The 21,243-nt window shown below is 70.2% G+C and carries 18 protein-coding genes; all 18 read left to right on the forward strand.

Going from position 1 to position 21,243, the window contains the following annotated elements; translation table 11 throughout:
- The first annotated feature begins 36 nt into the window (after window positions 1-36).
- The 18 genes from CTE05_RS03435 to CTE05_RS03520 all read left to right on the forward strand — a co-directional run bounded on the left by CTE05_RS03435 (window position 37) and on the right by CTE05_RS03520 (window position 21,243).
- A complete protein-coding gene (locus tag CTE05_RS03435) occupies window positions 37-1,407 on the forward strand; it encodes a replication-associated recombination protein A (protein WP_146844702.1) in 1,371 nt (456 codons plus the stop codon).
- A gap of 198 nt (window positions 1,408-1,605) precedes the next feature.
- Window positions 1,606-2,232, forward strand: coding sequence for a 30S ribosomal protein S4 (rpsD, locus tag CTE05_RS03440; protein ID WP_146844703.1), 627 nt, complete (start codon window positions 1,606-1,608; stop codon window positions 2,230-2,232).
- 111 nt (window positions 2,233-2,343) lie between these two features.
- On the forward strand, window positions 2,344-2,712 hold the full coding sequence (locus tag CTE05_RS03445; RefSeq protein ID WP_146844704.1) for a DUF948 domain-containing protein: 369 nt from the start codon (window positions 2,344-2,346) through the stop codon (window positions 2,710-2,712).
- Complete coding sequence (locus CTE05_RS03450; protein WP_146844705.1) at window positions 2,712-3,071, forward strand: DUF5984 family protein; 360 nt, start codon at window positions 2,712-2,714, stop codon at window positions 3,069-3,071. Before CTE05_RS03445 ends, CTE05_RS03450 begins: the two co-directional genes overlap by 1 nt.
- A 53-nt stretch (window positions 3,072-3,124) precedes the next feature.
- Window positions 3,125-5,803, forward strand: coding sequence for an alanine--tRNA ligase (alaS, locus tag CTE05_RS03455; RefSeq protein WP_146844706.1), 2,679 nt, complete (start codon window positions 3,125-3,127; stop codon window positions 5,801-5,803).
- A gap of 67 nt (window positions 5,804-5,870) precedes the next feature.
- Entirely contained in the window at window positions 5,871-6,371 is a 501-nt protein-coding gene (gene ruvX / locus CTE05_RS03460; RefSeq protein ID WP_246123230.1) for a Holliday junction resolvase RuvX, read from the forward strand.
- Window positions 6,372-6,429: 58 nt separating this feature from the next.
- A complete protein-coding gene (mltG, locus tag CTE05_RS03465; protein WP_246123231.1) occupies window positions 6,430-7,578 on the forward strand; it encodes an endolytic transglycosylase MltG in 1,149 nt (382 codons plus the stop codon).
- A complete protein-coding gene (locus CTE05_RS03470; protein ID WP_146844709.1) occupies window positions 7,575-8,396 on the forward strand; it encodes a shikimate dehydrogenase in 822 nt (273 codons plus the stop codon). The genes mltG and CTE05_RS03470 overlap by 4 nt, the downstream gene beginning before the upstream one ends.
- Window positions 8,397-8,487: 91 nt before the next feature.
- Window positions 8,488-10,161 carry a GspE/PulE family protein gene (locus tag CTE05_RS03475; protein ID WP_146844710.1) on the forward strand — a complete coding sequence of 558 codons (1,674 nt, stop codon included), beginning with the start codon at window positions 8,488-8,490 and terminating at the stop codon, window positions 10,159-10,161.
- 432 nt (window positions 10,162-10,593) lie between these two features.
- The gene (locus CTE05_RS03480) at window positions 10,594-11,871 is read left to right on the forward strand and encodes a type IV pilus twitching motility protein PilT (RefSeq protein ID WP_281286147.1); all 1,278 of its coding nucleotides are present in this window, start codon (window positions 10,594-10,596) and stop codon (window positions 11,869-11,871) included.
- Window positions 11,871-13,100 (forward strand): type II secretion system F family protein, encoded by a 1,230-nt coding sequence (locus tag CTE05_RS03485; RefSeq protein ID WP_146844712.1) that lies wholly within the window; start codon window positions 11,871-11,873, stop codon window positions 13,098-13,100. The genes CTE05_RS03480 and CTE05_RS03485 overlap by 1 nt, the downstream gene beginning before the upstream one ends.
- Window positions 13,101-13,254: 154 nt before the next feature.
- Window positions 13,255-13,719 carry a type II secretion system protein gene (locus CTE05_RS03490; protein ID WP_146844713.1) on the forward strand — a complete coding sequence of 155 codons (465 nt, stop codon included), beginning with the start codon at window positions 13,255-13,257 and terminating at the stop codon, window positions 13,717-13,719.
- Between the two features lie 114 nt (window positions 13,720-13,833).
- Complete coding sequence (locus CTE05_RS03495) at window positions 13,834-15,726, forward strand: prepilin-type N-terminal cleavage/methylation domain-containing protein (RefSeq protein ID WP_146844714.1); 1,893 nt, start codon at window positions 13,834-13,836, stop codon at window positions 15,724-15,726.
- Window positions 15,727-15,728: 2 nt separating this feature from the next.
- Window positions 15,729-16,487 (forward strand): PilW family protein, encoded by a 759-nt coding sequence (locus tag CTE05_RS03500; RefSeq protein WP_146844715.1) that lies wholly within the window; start codon window positions 15,729-15,731, stop codon window positions 16,485-16,487.
- Window positions 16,484-18,358 carry a pilus assembly PilX family protein gene (locus CTE05_RS03505; protein ID WP_146844716.1) on the forward strand — a complete coding sequence of 625 codons (1,875 nt, stop codon included), beginning with the start codon at window positions 16,484-16,486 and terminating at the stop codon, window positions 18,356-18,358. Before CTE05_RS03500 ends, CTE05_RS03505 begins: the two co-directional genes overlap by 4 nt.
- Window positions 18,359-18,598: 240 nt before the next feature.
- Window positions 18,599-19,384: a prepilin peptidase gene (locus CTE05_RS03510; RefSeq protein ID WP_246123232.1), complete on the forward strand. Its 786-nt coding sequence runs from the start codon at window positions 18,599-18,601 to the stop codon at window positions 19,382-19,384.
- Window positions 19,385-19,483: 99 nt separating this feature from the next.
- Window positions 19,484-20,548, forward strand: coding sequence for a type IV pilus assembly protein PilM (pilM, locus tag CTE05_RS03515; RefSeq protein ID WP_146844718.1), 1,065 nt, complete (start codon window positions 19,484-19,486; stop codon window positions 20,546-20,548).
- Window positions 20,545-21,243 carry a PilN domain-containing protein gene (locus CTE05_RS03520; protein WP_146844719.1) on the forward strand — a complete coding sequence of 233 codons (699 nt, stop codon included), beginning with the start codon at window positions 20,545-20,547 and terminating at the stop codon, window positions 21,241-21,243. Before pilM ends, CTE05_RS03520 begins: the two co-directional genes overlap by 4 nt.

Consider the following 21,243-nt stretch of genomic DNA (forward strand, 5'->3'; position numbering starts at 1 on the left):
GGGCCGGACGTGGGTGCGCGTGCGTACCCTGCCCGCATGGACCTGTTCGATGCCGTGACGTCGACGGCCTCCGGGCTGCCCGCCGTCGGGGCCGGTGCACCCCTCGCCGTCCGCATGCGGCCTCGGGACCTGGGGGAGGTCGCCGGGCAGGAGCACCTGCTCGTCGGCGGCTCGCCGCTGCGCCGACTGGTCGAGCCCGCCAACGAGGCTGCACGCCGGGCCGCGCCCACCTCCGTGGTGCTCTGGGGGCCGCCCGGGACGGGCAAGACCACCCTCGCCTACCTGATCGCGGCGACGTCCGGGCGCCGGTTCGTCGAGCTGTCGGCCGTCACCGCGGGCGTCAAGGACGTGCGCGCGGTGATCGAGGACGCACGCCGGCGACTGGCCACGGACGGCACGGAGACCGTCCTGTTCATCGACGAGGTGCACCGGTTCACCAAGGCCCAGCAGGACGCCCTGCTGCCCAGCGTCGAGAACCGCTGGGTCACGCTGGTCGCCGCGACCACGGAGAACCCGTCGTTCTCGGTGAACTCGCCGCTGCTCTCGCGGTCGTTGCTGCTCACGCTCCAGCCGCTCGACACGGACGACGTCCGCCGGCTGGTCCGTCGTGCGGTCGAGGACGAGCGTGGGCTCGACGGCTCGATCGCGCTCACCGACGACGCCGAGGAGCACCTGCTGCGCCTCGCGGGCGGGGACGCGCGCAAGGCGTTGACCATCCTGGAGGCGGCCGCGGGCTCCGCGCTCTCGGAGGACGGTGCGGTCCCGCCCGTCCCGGTGGACCTCGCGACGATGGAACGGGCGATCGACGTCGCGGCCGTGCGCTACGACCGCGACGGGGACCAGCACTACGACGTCATCAGCGCGTTCATCAAGTCGATGCGGGGTTCCGACGTCGACGCGTCCCTGCACTACCTGGCGCGGATGATCGCGGCGGGGGAGGACCCGCGGTTCATCGCCCGGCGGATCGTCATCGCCGCGGCCGAGGACGTCGGGATGGCGGACCCGAGCGCCCTGCAGACGGCGGTGGCGGCGGCGCAGGCGGTGGCGCTGATCGGCATGCCGGAGGCGCGGATCATCCTGGCGGAGGCCGTCGTGCACCTGGCGACCGCCCCGAAGTCGAACGCGGCGTACGTCGGCATCGACCGCGCGCTGGCCGACGTGCGCGCGGGGCGGATCGGCTCGGTCCCGGCCCACCTGCGAGACGCGCACTACCCGGGCGCGAAGCTGCTCGGGCACGGCGCGAGGTACGTGTACGCGCACGACCAGCCGCACGCCGTCGCCGCCCAGCAGTACCTGCCCGACGAGCTGGCGGGCACCCGGTATTACGAACCGAGCGACCGCGGCTACGAGCGGCAGGTCACCGAACGGCTCGACCGGATCCGGGCGATCCTCGACGACCAGGCGTGATTCGGGGATCGGGGGCGTCGCAGGGTAGAGTGTCGAGGTCGTCCGCGGGACGGGTGTGCTTGCACGCCCCGGCACGGACGGCCACCTGGGGCCTTAGCCAGCGTCGAGAACAGACGCGACGCATCCACGGTCGGCCCCACGCCCGTCGGAACATCTCCGTCTTCGGGTGTGACGTCTACAACGACAGGAAGTAACTCTGTGAGCAGCGTGACCCGCTCGCGTCGCCAGGTGCGCCTTTCCCGCGCCCTCGGCCTCGCGCTGACGCCCAAGGCCGTCAAGCACTTCGAGAAGCGGCCGTACCCCCCCGGCGAGCACGGTCGTGCGCGTCGCCGCACCGAGTCGGACTACGCCGTCCGTCTGCGGGAGAAGCAGCGTCTGCGCGCGCAGTACGCGCTGCGCGAGAAGCAGATGGCTCGTGCGTACGAGGACGCCCGCAAGGCCCCGGGCCTGACCGGTGAGGCGCTCGTCGAGAACCTCGAGACCCGCCTGGACGCCCTCGTCCTGCGCTCGGGCTTCGCCCGCACCATCCTGCAGGCCCGCCAGGTCGTCGTGCACCGTCACGTGCTCGTCGACGGCAAGATCGTGGACCGTCCCTCCTTCCGCGTGAAGCCGGGCCAGACGCTCCAGGTCAAGCCGAAGAGCCAGGCCACGGTGCCGTTCCAGGTCGCCGCCGCCGGTGCGCACCGCGACGTGCTCCCGACGGTCCCGGGCTACCTCGACGTGCAGCTCGAGAAGCTCAGCGCCGTCCTGGTGCGAGCCCCGAAGCGCGCGGAGATCCCCGTGACGTGCGAGGTCCAGCTGGTCGTCGAGTACTACGCCCGCTGATCTGATCGCCACCCGGACGCCCCGCCGCGCACCTGCGCCGCGGGGCGTCCGTGCGTCCGGGGCGGGTAGGGTTTCGGCGGGGTCGAGGGCCCCGGAACCAGGAGGCTGGACATGTCGGTGGGTGACGTCGCGGGACTGATCGCCGCGATCGCGTTCGTGCTGCTCGTGGGCTTTCTCGCCGTGCCGCTGATCAAGCTGGGGCGCGTGCTGGACGAGACGCGGACCTCGGTCAAGGAGATCACCGACCACACGGTCCCCGTGCTCGACGAGACCGCGACCCTCGTCGCGTCGTCGAACACCCAGCTGGAGAACATCGACACCGTCACCACGGCCGCGGCCCAGGTCTCGGAGAACGTCTCGGCGCTCACGTCGCTGTTCGCCGCCACGGTCGGTGGCCCCATGATCAAGATGGCCGCGTTCTCGTACGGCGTGCGCACCGCGCTGTCGGGTCTCGCGGCGAGCGCCCGCCGGAGCCGATGATGGGGCGCCGGCTCACCTGGCTGGCCGTCGGGGTCGTCCTGACGGTCGTCGTGGTCCGCAAGGGGCGCGCGGTCGTGGAGACGTACCTGCCCCCGGGGACGACGGACGCGATCGACGGCGCGCAGCGGGTGACGCACGCCGTGGCGTCGTTCCGGTCGACCTTCGCCACCGCGATGGCGCAGCGCGAGCAGGAGCTCCGGCACGACCTCGTGGGTGACGTCGACGTCGAGGCGCTCCGGGCGGAGCGACCCGAGCGTGTCGCGAACCTGCGTCGAGCCTGGTCGTCCCGCCACGGCGAGGACTGGGCCGGCAGCCCGACCGAGGACCCCGACGACGACGACGGCTACACCTTCTTCTGAGCCGCACCCGCACGAGCACCACCCGCACACCACCGATAGACGACGAGGACACGATGCGTACCGCCGAGATCCGCCAGCGCTGGCTCGACTACTTCGAGGGCAACGGCCACGCCGTCGTGCCCTCGGCCTCGCTGATCTCGCCGGACCCGTCGACCCTGTTCGTCATCGCCGGGATGGTGCCGTTCATCCCGTACATGCTCGGGGAGCAGACGCCGCCGTGGCCGCGCGCGACCAGCGTGCAGAAGTGCGTGCGGACCCTCGACATCGAGGAGGTCGGCAAGACCACCCGGCACGGCACGTTCTTCCAGATGAACGGCAACTTCTCGTTCGGCGACTACTTCAAGCACGGGGCGATCACCTACGCCTGGGAGCTGGTCACGGGGTCCCGGGAGACCGGCGGCTTCGGGTTCGACCCGGACACCATCTGGGTGACGGTCTTCCACGACGACGACGAGGCGGCGGACCTCTGGAAGGAGATCGCCGGTCTCCCGGCCGAGCGCATCCAGCGCCGCGGGTGGAAGGACAACTTCTGGTCCACCGGAGCGCGCGGTCCGTCGGGTCCGTGCTCCGAGATCTACGTCGACCGCGGCCCCGAGTACGGGGCGGAGGGCGGTCCGGTCGTCGACGAGGACCGCTACCTCGAGATCTGGAACCTCGTCTTCATGCAGTACGAGCGCGGTGACGGGGGCGGCAAGGAGGACTTCCCGATCCTCGGGGACCTCAAGCAGAAGAACATCGACACCGGCATGGGGCTCGAGCGGGTCGCGTACCTGCTGCAGGGCGTCGACAACCTGTACGAGATCGACGAGGTGTTCCCGGTCATCCAGGGTGCGCAGGAGCTGTCCGGCAAGCGGTACGGCGCGGTGCACGACGACGACGTGCGGATGCGAGTCGTCGCCGACCACGTCCGCAGCGCGCTCATGCTCATGGGCGACGGCGTCACGCCGTCCAACGAGGGCCGCGGGTACGTCCTGCGCCGGCTGCTGCGCCGTTCGATCCGCTCGATGCGGCTCCTGGGGGTCGAGGACGTCGCTCTGCCCACGCTCCTGCCGATGAGCCGCGACGCGATGAGCCCGTCGTACCCCGAGCTCGCGCAGAACTTCGACCGGATCAGCCAGGTCGCGTACGCCGAGGAGGAGGCGTTCCGCCGCACGCTGGCGGCGGGCACGACGATCCTCGACACGGCCGTGCAGACCGTCAAGAAGCAGGCGCTCCAGGTGCTCTCGGGGTCGCACGCGTTCCAGCTGCACGACACCTACGGCTTCCCGATCGACCTCACGCTGGAGATGGCGGCCGAGCAGGGCGTGTCGGTCGACGAGACCGCGTTCCGGACCCTCATGAAGGAGCAGCGGGACCGGGCACGTGCGGACGCCCTGGCGAAGCGCGCGGGCCGTGCGGACACCGCGGCGTACCAGGACCTGCACAGCACGCTGAGCAGCGAGAGCCCGAAGCCCGTCCAGTTCATCGGGTACACCGACGCCACCGCGCGCTCGCGCGTCGTCGGCCTTCTCGTCGACGGCGTTCCCGCCCCGGCGGCCACCGCGCCGGCGGACGTCGAGGTCGTCCTCGACGTGACGCCCTTCTACGCCGAGGCGGGCGGCCAGCAGGCCGACACCGGCGTGATCGTCCTCGACGGCGGCGCGCGCATCGAGGTCGACGACGTGCAGGCCCCGGTCAAGGGCCTGTCCGTCCACCACGGCCGGCTGGTCGACGGCACCGTCACGTTCGGTGAGTCCGGCACGGCGACGATCGACGTCGACCGCCGCCGCGCGATCGCGCGCGCCCACACCGCGACGCACCTGGTGCACAAGGCGCTGCACGAGTCCGTGGGGGAGACCGCCACGCAGGCGGGCTCGCTCAACGCCCCGAGCCGTCTCCGGTTCGACTTCCGCTCTCCGTCGGCGACACCGTCGCAGGTCGTCGCGGAGATCGAGGCGCGTGTCAACGAGCGGCTCCAGGACGACCTCGAGGTCACCGACTCCGTCATGCAGATCGACGAGGCGCGTGGCCGGGGCGCGATGGCGCTCTTCGGTGAGAAGTACGGCAACGAGGTCCGCGTCGTCGACATCGGCGACGGCTGGTCGCTCGAGCTGTGCGCGGGGACGCACGTCAAGCGGTCCGGTGAGCTGGGGCTCGTCACCCTGCTGTCCGAGTCGGCGATCGGCTCCGGCGTGCGGCGTGTCGACGCGCTCGTCGGCGCAGGGGCGTACGGGTACCAGGCGAAGGAGCGCGCACTCGTGGGGCAGCTCTCGGGCCTCCTCGGGGCTCGTCCCGACGAGCTGTCCGAGCGGGTGTCCTCCTTGATCACCAAGCTCAAGGAGTCCGAGAAGGAGCTCGCGACGCTGCGGCAGGCGACGCTCCTGGCGCAGGCGGGCACGCTCGCGGCGGGCGCGGCGACCGTGGGCCAGACCCGGGTCGTGACGCACGACGCGGGGGAGGTCGGCGGGGACGAGCTGCGCACGCTCGTGCTCGACGTCCGCGCACGGCTCGGCGAGGCGTCGCCGGCGGTCGTGGCGATCGGTGGCGTCAGCAAGGGCCGACCGGTCGTGGTCGTCGCGACCAACGCCGCGGCGCGCGAGCAGGGCGTCCGGGCGGGTGCTCTCGTGCGCACGGCGTCCGGCATCCTCGGCGGTGGCGGCGGCGGCAAGGACGACCTGGCGCAGGGTGGCGGGACCGACCCCGGCCGGCTCGCCGACGCCCTCGCGGCGGTCGCGACGGCGGTGGGCGGCTGACGTGAGCCAGACACCCGATCACGGTGCGGTCGTCCGCGGTGCACGCCTCGCGGTCGACGTCGGGACCGTGCGTGTCGGCCTCGCGAGCAGCGACCCGGACGGGCTCATCGCCACGCCGGTCGCCACCCTCGCCCGTGCGGCTGCCGCGAAGGGTCGGTTGCCGGCGGACATCGCGCAGGTGGTGCACGAGGTGCAGGAACGCCGTGTGGGTGTTGTGTACGTCGGGCTGCCGGTGCACATGTCGGGCGCCGAAGGTTCCGCATCGGACGCCGCGCGCGCGTACGCTGTCCAACTGGCGCAGGCCATCGCACCGGTGACGGTGCGGCTGGTCGACGAGCGGATGAGCACGGTGTCCGCCCATCACGCGCTGCAGGCGTCCGGCCGATCCGGGCGCCGCCACCGTCAGGTCGTCGACCAGGCAGCTGCGGTGGTGATCTTGCAGTCCGCGCTGGACGCGGAGCGTGCGTCGGGACGACGTCCCGGTGAGCGGGTCGTGATCGACCCAGCACAGCATGCTCCAGTGGCGCGCGGGGGGGCTGCGGGCGACGCACGGACGACGGTGGAGTGACGCGCACGTGACCAACAGCCAGACCGAATGGTGGGCCCCTGTGGAACGGAGTGACGAGGTGAGCGACCTGTTTGCGGGCGACACCCGTGTCGCCACCGCCGAGCGCAAGCCTTCCCGCTCGCGCGGCCGGGCGAAGCAGCAGCGTGAGCGCAAGCGTCGTCGTCGACGCTCGATCTGGGTGCTGGTCGTCGCGACCCTCATGGTCGCCGGGGCGGCCTACGTCGTCGTCGAGCTCATGGGCGGGCTGTTCCAGGGCGGCGACGGGCAGGCGGCCGGTGTCGAGGACTACACCGGAGTCGGGCACGGCGCCGTCGAGGTCGTCATCAAGCCCGGTGACACCGGTGCGGACATGGCAGCGACGCTCGTCGAGGCCGGTGTCGTCGCGACCGCCAAGGCGTTCAACGAGGCGTTCGCCGCCAACCCGCAGGCCGCCTCGATCCAGCCGGGCACGTACAACCTGCTGCTCGAGCAGCCCGCCGCCGACGCCGTCGTCGCGCTGCTCAACCCGTCGAGCCGCGTGTCCTTCAGTCTCGGGATCCCCGAGGGGCTCACCGTGAGCCAGATCGCTACGAAGATCAGCGAGAAGCTGGCCATCCCGATCGAGGAGGTCAACGCGGCGCTGGCCGACCCGGCAGCGATCGGCCTGCCGGCCGAGGCGAACAACAACCCGGAGGGCTGGCTGTTCCCGGCCACCTACGACATCGAGCCCAACGCGACGCCCGCGAGCGTGCTGTCGCAGATGACCGCCCAGACGGTGGCCGTCCTCACCCAGAAGGGCGTCCCGCAGGACCAGTGGGCGACCGTGCTGAACAAGGCGTCCATGGTCGAGCGGGAGGCACGCCTGCCCGAGGACCGTCCCAAGGTGGCGCGGGCGATCGAGAACCGGCTCGCGAAGGAGATGAAGCTCGACGTCGACGCGACGGTGGCCTACGGCCTCGGCAAGCCCGGGACCGGTCTGACCACGGCCGACATGGAGGACGCGAGCAACCCGTACAACACGTACCGGCACCTCGGCCTGCCTCCGACGCCCATCGCGTCGCCCGGCGCTGCGTCGATCGACGCGGTGCTGGCACCTGCCGAGGGCGACTGGCTCTTCTGGGTCGCGGTGAACCTCGACACCGGTGAGACGCTCTTCGCCAGCACGTACGACGACCACCTGGCGAACGTCGCCCAGCTGCGGGCCTGGCAGGAGGCGAACAGCCAGTGACGGCCGCCGCCCCGCGACGGGCGGCGGTGCTCGGGCACCCGGTGGCGCACTCGCTGTCGCCGGCGCTGCACCGTGCCGCCTACGCGGCGCTCGGTCTCACCGGGTGGCGCTACGACGCGGTCGACGTCACCGAGGACGGCCTCGCCGACTTCGTCGCCGGCCTGGACGAGTCCTGGGCGGGCCTGAGCCTGACCATGCCGCTCAAGCAGACCGTCATCCCGTTGCTGGACCACGTCGAACCGCTGGCCGAGGTCGTCGGCGCGGTGAACACGGTCCTGTTCCAGGGGCGCACGCTCGTGGGTGCGAACACCGACGTGCACGGGATCGTGGCAGCTCTCGGGCTCGACCGGCCGATCACGAGCGCCGCGGTGCTCGGCGCCGGCGCCACGGCGTCGTCCACGCTCGCAGCGCTCGCCCAGCGGGGCTGCACCTCTCCCGTCGTCTACGTGCGAGCCGTCGCCCGTGCAGGCGGGCTCATGCGCGCGGCCCACCGGATGGGCGTGACCCCCGTGTACCGCACGCTGGACGAGGCTCCCGCCGAGATCGGCCGCGCGGACGTCGTGGTCTCGACCCTCCCTCCGTATGCCGCGGACCCGCTCGCGACCCGGCTCGACCACGCGGACGGCGTTCTCCTCGACGTCGCCTACGACCCGCGCCCGACCGCGCTCTCGGTCGCCTGGGCAGCCGCCGGGGGAGTGGTCGTCGGTGGCGAGCAGATGCTGCTGCACCAGGCCGCAGAGCAGGTGCGGCTCATGACGGGGCACCCCGCACCGCTCGCTGCGATGGCGGCCGCGCTCGAGGACAAACTGACCGCCTGAGTTCCTCAGGCACGTCGTCCTTCCTGCCGATTGATCCGGAAGACACCCGTGCGGTCGCCACCTGGCCGCCGGCTCGACCGGAGGGACACGCGTGAAGCAGCTCGGGGAGATCCTGCTCGACGACGGCCTCGTCACGGAGGCGCAGCTGCTGGCAGCGCTGGACGAGACGCTGGCCCGCGGCACGACGTTGGGGCGAACACTCGTCGAGCTCGGGGTGCTCACGGAGTCCCAGCTGGTCAAGGCCCTCGCCAACCAGGTCGGGATGGACTTCGTCGACCTCGACGACTATCCCGTCGACCGCACCGCCGTGAGCCTGGTCCCCGGAGCCCTGTGCCGCCGGTACTCCGTGCTTCCCGTCGCCCTCGAGGGCGGGTCGATCGTGCTCGCGACGTCCGACCCCGGCAACGTCATGGCCGTCGACGACGTGCGGTCGGTGTCGGGGATGTCCGTGATCCCCGTCATCGCCACCCACGACAACCTGCTGCGTGCCATCGACCGGTTCTGCCGCGCCGACGACGAGATGGAAGACCTCTCGCAGGCGTTCGAGGACCAGGTCGACGACACCCAGGCCGACCTGACGAAGATGGGCGACATCGGCGACGAGGACGCGCCGATCGTCCGCTTCGTCAACCTGCTGGTCACGCAGGCGATCACCGACCGGGCGTCGGACATCCACATCGAGCCGTCCGAGAAGGACCTGCGGGTCCGGTACCGGATCGACGGTGTGCTGCACGAGACGCAGCGCGCGCCCAAGCAGATCACGGGCGGCGTCATCAGCCGCGTCAAGATCATGAGCGACATCGACATCGCCGAGCGCCGCAAGCCGCAGGACGGGCGCATGTCCATCGTGCACAACGGTCGCAAGATCGACCTCCGGGTGGCGACGCTGCCGACCGTGTGGGGCGAGAAGATCGTCATGCGAATCCTCGACAACTCCACCGCGAGCCTCGACCTGCGCGACCTGTCGTTCCTCGACGAGAACTACGAGACGTACAGGGAGTCGTACACCAAGCCCTACGGGATGATCCTCGTGACCGGGCCGACCGGTTCCGGGAAGTCGACCACGCTGTACGCGACGCTCAACGCGGTGTCGAAGCCCGAGATCAACGTCATCACCGTCGAGGACCCGGTCGAGTACCGGCTGCCCGGGATCAACCAGGTCCAGGTGAACCCGAAGGCCGGGCTGACGTTCGCAGGCGCCCTACGATCGATCCTGCGGTCCGACCCCGACGTGGTCCTGCTCGGTGAGATCCGCGACCACGAGACTGCGCAGATCGCCATCGAGGCCGCGCTCACCGGCCACCTCGTTCTGTCGACGCTGCACACCAACGACGCACCGTCGGCCGTCACGCGGCTCACCGAGATGGGGATCGAGCCGTTCCTCGTCGGGTCGGCCCTGGACGCCGTGGTCGCGCAGCGCCTCGCTCGCAAGCTGTGCGGCAAGTGCAAGGCGCCGTACACGCCGACGCCGGAGGAGCTGGCCGCGGCGCGCTTCCCGTGGCTGCCGGGGGAGCCGCTGCCCGAGCTGATGCGCCCAGTGGGGTGCGTCACGTGCTCGAAGACGGGATACCGCGGCCGCCTCGCCCTGCACGAGGTGATGCGCGTGACCGAGGAGATCGAGCGCCACGCGGTGGCCCACTCGTCGAGCGCGGACATCGCCGCGACGGCCGTCAAGCAGGGGATGATCCCGCTGCGTGACGACGGCTGGCAGAAGGTCGCCCTCGGTCACACATCGATCGAGGAGATCCTCCGCGTCGTGGCGTAGTGGCGTCGACGCACCTGCGTCGATGTCTCAAGTCGGGCATCCGTCCCGCCGATGAACGGTCCAGAACGATGGCCCGGTACCGGCACGTCCGTGTCGGTCGAACCAGGCGACCAGGTGGAGGGAAGAGACGTGAGCGAGAACTATCAGGCACCCATGGGGGAGCCCTCGCGGCCGTTGCCGCCCTACCGACCGGTCGGGCCCCAGGCGGGCGCGCCGGCGATGTTCTCGCCGATCCCGTCGCAGAGCACCGCGCCACCTGCATCGGCGCCGCCACACCACGTCCCTCCGCAGGCGTCGGCGCACCCTGCACCCGCCGGTTCCTACCAGCCCGGTCCGTCCGGTCCGCCGTCGTACACGGGAGTCGCGCAGCCGACGACGTCCTTCGCGCCCCCGAGCCCGGGGACCGCGCCGATGGGCGCGACCAAGGTCTTCATGCCGGCTCCCGTCGCCGAGCCGGCCGCGAGCGCACCGGCCCCGCAGGAGCCCGCCCGCGCGGTCGCGGCCGTGCCTGCTCCCGCCCGCGACCGTGCGCAGCGCCGCGGGATGGGTCAGGAGCGGCAGGAGGGTGACCTCCCGATCGATGAGATCCTCACCGAGATGGTGCGGCTCGGCGCGTCGGACGTGCACCTCACCACGGGCACGACGCCGATGGTGCGCATCAACGGCTCGCTCAAGGCTCTCGACGGTTTCGGGCAGGTCATGCCGGAAGGGCTGCGCCGCTCGCTCTACGCCTTCCTCACCCAGAAGCAGCGCGAGAGGTTCGAGACCAACCTCGAGCTCGACCTGTCGTACTCGGTGCGCGGGCTCGCACGGTTCCGCGTGAACATCTACCAGCAGCGCGAGTCCATCGGCGCCGCCTTTCGCGTGATCCCTTACGAGATCAAGCCGCTCGAGGCGCTCGGGGTACCCGCGGTCGTGGGGACGTTCGCAGGCCTTCCCCGGGGGCTCGTGCTGGTCACCGGGCCGACCGGGTCGGGCAAGTCCACGACGCTCGCCTCGATCGTCGACCTCGCCAACCGGACCCGCGAGGACCACATCATGACCGTCGAGGACCCGATCGAGTTCCTCCACCGGCACAAGAAGTGCGTGGTCAACCAGCGCGAGGTCGGGCAGGACACGCACTCCTTCGCGAACGCGCTCAAGCACGTCCTGCGCCAGGACCCCGACATCATCCTCGTCGGCGAGATGCGCGACCTCGAGACGATCTCGGTGGCGCTGACCGCTGCCGAGACCGGTCACCTGGTCTTCGCGACGCTGCACACCCAGGACGCCGCCCAGACGATCGACCGCGTGATCGACGTCTTCCCCGCCCACCAGCAGGCGCAGGTGCGCACACAGCTGGCCGGGGCGATCCAGGGCGTCGTCTGCCAGACGCTCGCCAAGCGGTCGGACTCGCCGGGGCGTGCGGTGGCGACCGAGGTGCTCGTCGCGACCCCCGCCATCCGCAACCTGATCCGCGAGGGCAAGACCCACCAGATCTACTCGGCGATGCAGGCCGGTGCCAAGCAGGGGATGCACACCATGGACCAGCACCTCTCCGAGCTGGTGAAGACCGGGAAGATCAGCTACGAGACCGGACTGGAGAAGTGCCACCACGTGGAGGACTTCAACCGACTGACGGGCCGGTTCTCCGGCGGGTCGCAGGGCGCCGCAGGAATGGGTGACCAGGCGAGCATGGGCGGCGCCTCCTTCGGAAGCCAGGCCGTGTGATGGCCACCGCGAAGACGTACGAGTACGCCGTCCGGGACAAGTCCGGCAAGATCGTCAAGGGCCGCGTCGAGGCGAGCAACCAGGCCGCCGTGGCCAACCGCCTGCGGGAGGTGGGCCTCGCGGCCGTCTCGATCTCCGAGGTCAGCACAAACGGCTTCAACACCGAGATCAACATCCCCGGCTTCGGCGGCAACAAGATCTCGCTCAAGGACCTGGCGATCATGTCCCGGCAGCTCGCCACCATGATCGACTCGGGGCTGTCGCTGCTGCGTGCCCTGACGATCCTGGCGGAGCAGACGGAGTCCAAGGCGCTCGCCAAGGTCGTCGCCCAGGTGCGCAACGACGTGGAGGTCGGGACGGCGTTCTCGACCGCGCTGGCCAAGCACGCCGAGGTGTTCCCGCCGCTGATGATCAACATGGTCAAGGCGGGAGAGGTCGGCGGGTTCTTGGACCAGACCCTGGTCTCGGTGGCCAACAACTTCGAGGCCGAGGTCAAGCTTCGCGGCAAGATCAAGTCAGCGATGACCTACCCCGTCGTCGTGTTCTGCGTCGCCATCCTGGCGACCGCCGGCATGCTGCTGTTCATCGTCCCGGTGTTCGCCGGAATGTTCACGTCGCTCGGCGGGGAGCTCCCGCTGCCGACGAAGATCCTCATGTGGCTCTCGCAGGCGCTGAAGGTCGCGATCCTTCCGCTCATCGCGCTCCTGATCGGTTTCTCGATCTGGTGGGGACGGAACAAGAACAATCGCAACATCCGCGAGCGCGTCGATCCGTGGAAGCTCAAGGTGCCCGTCTTCGGGCAGCTGTTCCGCAAGATCGCGGTCTCACGTTTCACGCGCAACTTCGGGACGATGATCCACGCCGGCGTTCCCTTGCTGCAGGCATTGGACATCGTCGGGGAGACGTCCGGGAATCTCGTCATCGAACGTGCCGCGAAGGCTGTGCAGGAGTCCGTGCGCCGCGGTGAGTCCCTGGCAGGGCCCCTGTCCCAGCACCCGGTGTTCCCGCCGATGGTGGTGCAGATGATGGCCGTCGGTGAGGACACGGGCGCGCTGGACACGATGCTTGCCAAGGTCGCGGACTTCTACGACGACGAGGTCGAGTCCACGACGGAGCAGCTCACGAGCCTCATCGAGCCCATCATGATCGTCGTCATCGGGGCAATTGTCGGATCCATGGTGATCGCCATGTACATGCCGATCTTCGGGATCTTCAACCTCATCAGCTGACGGTTGCTCCGCCTGGGTGAATCGGCCGGAGATTGGAACTGCACCTCAAGATGCAGGTCAGAGGACCCGATACACGCATTGCACGACTGAACCGGCCCCGGCCGGACTGGGCAAGACATCGACAATTCGCAACTCATTCTTAGGGGAGCTGACCGTGATCGCTCGCATCCGCAAGTCCATCGAGGAGAAGGACAAGGGCTTCACCCTTATCGAGCTCCTCGTCGTCATGATCATCATCGGGATCCTCGCGGCCATCGCGATCCCGGTGTTCCTGAACCAGCGCAAGAAGGCCAACGACACGGCCGCCACCTCGGACGTCTCGACCCTCGGCAAGGAGGTCGCGACCTACTACGTGGACGCCACCGCCGCCCTGGCGACGACCGGCGTGACGCTCACCGCGGCCACGTCCTCGGCGCCCGGCAAGCTGAACGTCAACGGCGAGTCCGTCGGCAACGCGTCCGCCGCCACGACTGCGGTCGCCCTGAGCTACAGCCCGGCCAGCCCCACCACGGCCTCGGCCGGTGCCACGACGTGGTGCGTCACGCTCACCTACACCGGTGGCACGCGCTCCACGGTGTACTACTCGGCCGCCAACGGCCTCAGCAAGACCAGCTGCTGATCTAGGCAGCGCGCAGTGGGGCGGAGGCGTAGGCCTTCGCCCCACTGCTGTACGCGCGGGACTCCACCCCGCACCCATGGACGGACGGCAGTGCGACGGCGAGAGGGGCCCGAGATGGCGCGCAGGAGTGTCCGCGCTCAGGACGAGAGCGGCTTCACCCTGATCGAGCTGGTTGTCGCGATGGTCTGCCTGACCGCGATGGCCATGGCCGTGATCGGCGTGATCGTGAACTCGCAGTCGCAGAGCATGACGAACCGCAACCGGGTCGCCGCGGCAAACCTCGCGGCGCGTGAGATCGACCTGGTGCGAGAGCAGTTCGGCGCCAGCGACTCCGGCCCGATCGACGTCGCCAACGAGGGTCTGCGTGTCAACCCGCACCCGCTAACCGGTGGCACTGCCGGTCAGCCGCTCGTCGTCGACGGCGTCCCCTACACCGTGACGCGTGCCGTCGAGTGGAACATCACCGGCACAGGTGCGTCGGCGTGCGAGGGCGGATCGCTCGTTGCCTACCCGAGCCTCGGCGTGACCGTGAGCGTCACGTGGCCGTCGATGGGCTCCGTCCAGCCGGTCCAGAACAGCGCCGCCTTCGCTCCGGACAAGGACACCGGCGTGTCCACCACCGACTCGTTCATCGCGTCGAAGGTCGTCGACCAGGACGGCAAGCCGCTCGCCAACATCCCGGTGAACGCCGGCTCCACGGCCTACACGGACTCGACCGGCTGCGCGATCATCCGCGTCAGCCCTGGACTGTCCGGCAGCACCTACGCCGTGTCGATCGCGGACCCCTCGTACGTGGACCTGTCCGGCACGGTCAACCCGACCAAGAGCACCGGCACACTGCAGCGCGGACGCATCTACTCCGGCGCCAGCTTCGCGGTCGGCAAGGCCGGGTCGGTGACCGTGAACCTGGTGCGCGCCGACGGCGCGCCCCTCACCAACGCCCAGGTCAACGGCTCGACCGTGACACTGGTCGCCTCGCAGTACTCCGGCTCGAGCGGGAAGACCTCGCGCGTGATGACCGGCGTGACGACAACCTTCACAGGTCTGTACCCGACGTCGTACGGCGCGTACTTCGGCAGCACCGCACCGGCAGGTGGCTTCACGGTCACCAAGCTGAACCCGGGCGGATCACTGGCGATCGACGTGGTGTTCGAGATGGCGCACATCACCGCGGTGAACCTTCCGGCGGGGACCACTCAGCTGGCTGCGGTGCCCGCGGGGACCGCCTGGTCGCCCACTCTGTGCAGCTCCGCCCCCCTCCGGGTCGCGGTCTCCGGGTCGACCGCAGAGCTCGACGCCCTGCCCGGCTCGTACGACCTGTACGCCGTCGGCCCGACGTTCGCCTGCTCGCCCGGGCCCGCCGCTCAGCCCTTCACCTCGGGCGACAACCCCGACACGACCTGGAGCCAGACGCAGCTGCAGATCACCGGTGCACCGGGAGCGACGATCATGGCCGTCGACCAGGCGCTGTCGGGCGTCCTCACGCTGACCACCTGCCCGTCCGGGCTCCCGGCGGGGATCGTGCGGAACATCGACGGTGCGCGCGGCGGGTTCATCGACATGCCGGCGGGCACCTGGTACGTCTGGCAGGTCAGCGGGACCGGGACGTGCGCGAGCTACCCGATCGGTCTCGGCGCGATCGGCGTCCCCTACGGCATGCAGACGAGCAAGGCGTGGGCGCTCGGCTCGGTCAACCTCGAGGTGACGGGCATCCCCAGCGGGCGGAGCCTCGTCGTCCACACGGCTCCGGTCACCGCGTGCTCGTCCACTGCGACGACGCCGACGACGACGCTCTACAAGTCGGCGACTGCGACCACGACCACGTCGTACATGACGTCGGTGTCGCGCAGCACGGCCAACACCACCTACTACGCCTACATCTGGAACAAGTCGGCGTCGACGACGAACAAGTGCACCGCGATCGGCACGTTCGTGGTGGGTCCCCTCACCGGGCCGACGCTCACGAAGCCGGCGAGCTCGTCCACCACCGACGTGAAGGGGCCCTGACGATGCACAGGCTACGTGGGCGGCTCGGGGACCCCGAGCGCGGGACGTCGCTGACGGAGATGCTCGTCTCGATGGTGATCACCGGGATCATCATCGCGGCCGTCGCCTCGATGACGATCACGTTCGCCCAGTCCAACGCCCGCAACATCAGCCGTCAGGACCAGGTGGACACCGGGCGCGTGGTGGTCGAGACCGTCAGCAAGAAGCTGCGCACGGCGGTCATGCCCAGCCAGCTGACCTCGACGTGCACACTGTGCACGCAGGACGCGTTCGTGCTGGGCAAGGACTTCTCGGTGCAGTTCTACGCCAACATCAACAACGCAGGGAACTCCGTCGGGCCCAGCCGCGTGACATACACCCTCACCACGACAGGCGCGACAGCGGGCACCCTCGTGGAGAAGGTCCAGGTGCCCGACTCCAACACGCCGACAGCCTCCGGCTACGTCTACTGCAATGCCGAGATCGCGGGTGCCACCGCCGCGTGCAGGGCTCGCCTCACCACCCGGACCCTGGCCACCGGAGTGCGGTGGGACACCGGCGTGCCGATCTTCGCCTACTACAACGGCGACGGCGCGGCGATGCTCCCCGCGACCTCGGGCGGCTCCCTGACCGCCGACCAGCTCTCGAAGGTCCTGTCCGTCGAGCTGACCGTGACCGTCCAGGCTCCGACCGCGACTCGGGCCCGTGCCACCACCTACATCCAGCGGCTGACCCTGCCCAACGCGCAGGCGATCCTCCGGCAGAGCGAGGACACCCCGTGAACCGATTCCGGCGCACATTCCACGCGAACGATGAGGGCATCGCCCTCGTGCTCGTCGTCGGCACCATGCTGGTGCTGGCGATGCTGGCCATGACGGCGCTCGCCTACACGATGTCCGGGCAGAAGTTCGCCCGATACGACCAGGACCACTCGAGCGCCATGACCGCCGCGCAGTCCGGGGTCGACGACTTCATCTCGCGGTTGAACCGTGACGACGGCTACTACCGCACGATCGACTGCACGAACCTGGCCTTCAAGGGACCGAACGTCCCCGGGAACACGTGCGGCTGGACGACCGGCACGCCGGTCGGGTGGCTCCCCGTCGTGCCTGGGACGACGGACCCCCGCGGCGCCTACTTCCACTACGCGCTCGACGCTTCGCGCGCCGGGACCGAGGGCACGATCACGCTCACCGTCACGGGCAAGGCGAACGGCCGCTACCGCACCGTGGAGGCAGCGGTCGGCAAGGGTGGATCGACCGACTACGTGTACTACACCGACTTCGAGTCCGCGGACCCGTCGAACGTCCAGGCCTACGGCAGCACGCCGTCTGCCGCCTGCGGGGGCACCGGCTACGCGAACGCCAAGTACTGGTGGGCGGGCCGCAGCTCCGCGAGCTGCTCGGAGATCACCTTCGTCTCCGGTGACACCCTCGACGGCGCGGTGTTCTCCAACGACTCGGTCCTCTCCGACGGCGCGACCTTCACCAGCGGCTTCACCACCGCCAACCCGGAGTGCGACAGCGCGACCGTGACCTCGTCGCAGAGCACCTGGAAGTACTGCCTGCGCAAGACCGGCAGCAACTACGCCACGGCGAACTTCAACGGCGTCAAGCCGCAGTACTCGCGCAACGGGCCCCTGTACCTGGACGACACGTCGGCGGCGTTCGCCGACTACCCCGGGTGCCACTACACCGGCTCGACCCGCATCATCTTCAACGCGGACGGGACCATGACCGTGTGGAGCAAGACGCTCAACAACGGGGGAGTGGAGCCCGACGAGATCGCGCCGGCTGGCGGGTCGGAGCCGGACTGCGGCACCGCGACCGCCCTGAACAGCGCCGCCGGTGCAACGGTCGCCGTGCCCGACAACATGGTCGTCTACGTCTCGGACAACACGTCGTCGTCGATCTCGAGCGCGCAGTGCGACGCCGGGCAGATCGGTGGGCCGAGCGGCTCGACACTGCCCCTCGGGACGTACACGAAGGCGATCGCCGCGGGGCGACCGACCGGCAACAACCAGTCGTACACGTACGACCGGACGATGACCGAGACCACGAAGTACTGCCAGGTGGGCAACCTGTACGTGCAGGGTGTGGTCAAGGGTCGCGTGACCCTGGCCTCGTCGCAGTCCGTGATCACCACGGGCGACCTGGTGCTCGCCGGCGGGCTGAACGGCACCGACATGCTCGGTCTCGTCGCGACGAACTCGGTCGAGGTGTACCACCCCTGGATGATGCGGGTGAACGGCCCGTCGTCCGGCTGCCCGGCGTCCACCTGCAAGTGGGCCACGTCGGCGTCGGAGGTGGGGGAGGTCGTGGGCTGGCCGGTCCACTACGCCGACCCCACCGGTGCCGTCACGGTCTCGGGGCTCAACATCATGGGTTCCATCCAGACGCTCCAGCACTCGTTCTACGTCCAGCAGTACAACGAGGGCGACACCGAGGGCCTGCTGCAGGTCAACGGGTCCATCGCCCAGCGCTGGCGCGGCATCGTCGGTACCGGCAACGGCAACACGGGCTACCTGAAGAACTACGTGTACGACAGCAGGCTCAAGTACGCCGCGCCGCCGTACTTCCCTCGCTGGGTCAATGCCCAGTGGTCGCAGCGGTACTTCGGCGAGATCACCACGCCGCAGGCCGTCCGGAGCTGAGACTCGCGACGGGCCGCGTCGCAGGTCACGCCGATCGGTCCGCCGGACTCAGGTCGATGCCCGCAGATGCCGAGAGCATCTGCGGGCATCGACCTGCCCCGGCCCCCGACGACCACCCCACGCGCTGGAGATGACGACGATGACCCTCGACGGACGCCTGTACCGTGGCCGCGTGCTGCGCAGCTCGACGAGGTCCGACCGTCCTGGCGACATCGTCGCCCCAGCAGGGACCGCGGCACTGTGACGGGTGCGGTGATCGCGTTCGCCGGGCTCCTCGGGCTCGCCGTCGGCTCCTTCCTGAACGTCGTGGTCTGGCGCGTCCCGCGCGGTGAGTCCGTCGTGCACCCGCCGAGCGCCTGCCCGCGGTGCGGCCACGCGATCCGCAGCCGCGACAACGTGCCGGTCGTCTCGTGGCTCCTGCTGCACGGACGCTGCCGGGACTGCGACAACCCGATCTCCGCGCGTTACCCGTGGGTCGAGGCCACCACCGGTGTGCTGTTCGCGCTCACGGCCTGGTTCACGGGCGTGAGCTGGGTGCTTCCTGCGCTGCTGTACCTGGTCGCGATCGCGGTCGCGCTGGCTCTCATCGACATCGACACCAAGCGGCTCCCGGACGCCATCGTGCTGCCGTCGTACGCCGTGGGACTCGTCCTGCTGACCCTGGCCAGCTGGAACCCCGGCGGGGAGCCTGACTGGGCCGCACTGACGCGCGCGCTCATCGGCGCGGCCGCGCTGTTCACCGTCTACTTCGTGATGATCATCGTCTACCCGGCCGGCATCGGGTTCGGCGACGTGAAGCTCGCCGGTGTGCTGGGCTTGTACTTGGGCTGGTTCGGCTGGGGCTCGCTCCTGATCGGCTGGTTCGCCGCGTTCCTGCTGGGCGGGGTGTACGCCGTCGGCCTGATCGTGGCCGGTCGGGCGGGCCGCAAGTCGGGCATCCCGTTCGGTCCGTGGATGCTCCTCGGCGCCCTCGTCGGCATCGCCGTCGGCGAGCAGGTGTGGGCCTGGTACCTCGACGTCCTCTGACGTCCAGGTTCTCGACGACGCCTTGTCCGACGCCCTCAAGTCGGGGCACGTCGGTCCCGATAGGACGAAAGAACTCATCTGAGCGTCGGAAGGACCCTCGTGGCCACCACTCGTGTCATCGGGCTGGACATCGGCTCGTCGTGCGTACGCGCGGCGGAGCTCGAGTTCGGCAACGGCGGGCCGGCAGGCAAGACGCCGCCGACGCTCGTCCGCTTCGGACAGGTCGCGCTCCCTCTCGGTGCCGTGCGGGACGGCGAGGTCGTCCAGCCGGAGACCGTGTCCAGCGCGCTGCGCCAGCTCTGGGCGCAGGCGAAGTTCGAGTCGAAGGACGTCGTGATCGGCGTCGGCAACCAGCGCGTGATCGTGCGTGAGCTCGACCTGCCCTGGATGCCGCTCGCGCAGCTGAAGGCGTCGCTGCCGTTCCAGGTCAGCGAGCTGCTGCCCATGTCGACGGACGACGCGCTGCTCGACTACTTCCCGACGGCCGAGTACGACGGCCCGCAGGGTCGGACGGTGCACGGCATGCTCGTGGCCGCGCAGCGCGACACCGTCAACGCGAACGTCATCGCGGTCGAGGGAGCCGGGCTGCGGCCCCGCATGGTCGACCTCAACGCGTTCGCGCTGCACCGGGCGCTCGCCCGCGGCGAGCTGGCGACATCCACCGCCGCGCTCGTCGACATCGGCGCGACCATCACGACGGTCGTCATCTCGGCGCAGGGCTCTCCGCGCCTCGTCCGGTCGCTGCCGACGGGCGGGCAGAACGTGACCGCCGCCGTCGCGAGCGCCCTGGGCATCTCCGGCCCGGAGGCCGAGATCGTCAAGCGCGAGATCGGCATCGGGTTCGCCGTGGGCGCCGACCGCGCGGATGCCGCCGAGGCGATCAGCACCGTGGTGCGCGCCCTCGTGGAGTCCGTGCGCAACACCTTCGTGTACTACTCGAGCAACAACCCCGCGGCCGGCATCGACGTGTGCGTCCTGACCGGCGGCGGGTCCCACCTGCCCGGACTGGGGCAGTACCTGTCGAGCGCGAGCCGGCTCCCCGTGACGCTGGGCGACCCGCTGGCGGGCCTGCGGTCCGCGAAGACGGTCCAGCGTGACTCTCTGAACGGCCACGAGTCGTTCATCGCCCTCCCCGTCGGACTCGCGTACGGAGTTGCCGCATGACCACCGTCCTCGAACGCCCGCGATCCCGGTCCAGCGCCGGCTCCGTGCTCAGCGGTTCGCTCCCGCAGGTCAACCTCCTGCCCCCCGAGGTCAGGGCGGCGCGCGGTCTGAGGAAGACGAAGCAGTGGCTGGTGATCAGCCTCGTCGTGACGCTGCTCGTCGCCGTCGGTGTGTTCGGCCTCGCGCTGATCTCCTCGGCGACCGCCACCTCCGAGCTGGTGCAGGCGCAGGAGGAGACCGCGCGTCTGCAGCTCGAGCAGACGAAGTACGCGGAGGTTCCCCAGGTGCTGGGGGTGCTCGAGCAGACGAAGTCGGCCCGCGAGCTCGGCATGTCCACCGAGGTGCAGTGGAAGCCGTACCTCGACGCCGTGGCAGCGGTCCTGCCTGCCAACGTCAACATCGACACGTTCCAGGTCACGGGCGCGACCCCGATGGTCCCGCCCGCAGCCTCGGGCAACCCGCTGCAGGAGCCGAGCGTGGCCACGATCCAGTTCAGCGCCCGCGCCTCGACGGTGCCGGACTCCGCCGCCTGGATCGACGCCCTCAACTCTGTCCCGGGCTTCGCGGACGCGTGGCTGTCCGCAGCAGCGGTGACCGAGGACGAGACCGGCATCTACTACACGGTCTCCGGGTCGGTCCAGGTCAGCGAGCTGGCCTACTCCAACCGGTTCGACGCCACCGAAGGTGAGGGCTGA

The sequence above is a fragment of the Cellulomonas terrae genome (genome assembly GCF_007990265.1).
Lineage (GTDB): Bacteria > Actinomycetota > Actinomycetes > Actinomycetales > Cellulomonadaceae > Cellulomonas > Cellulomonas terrae.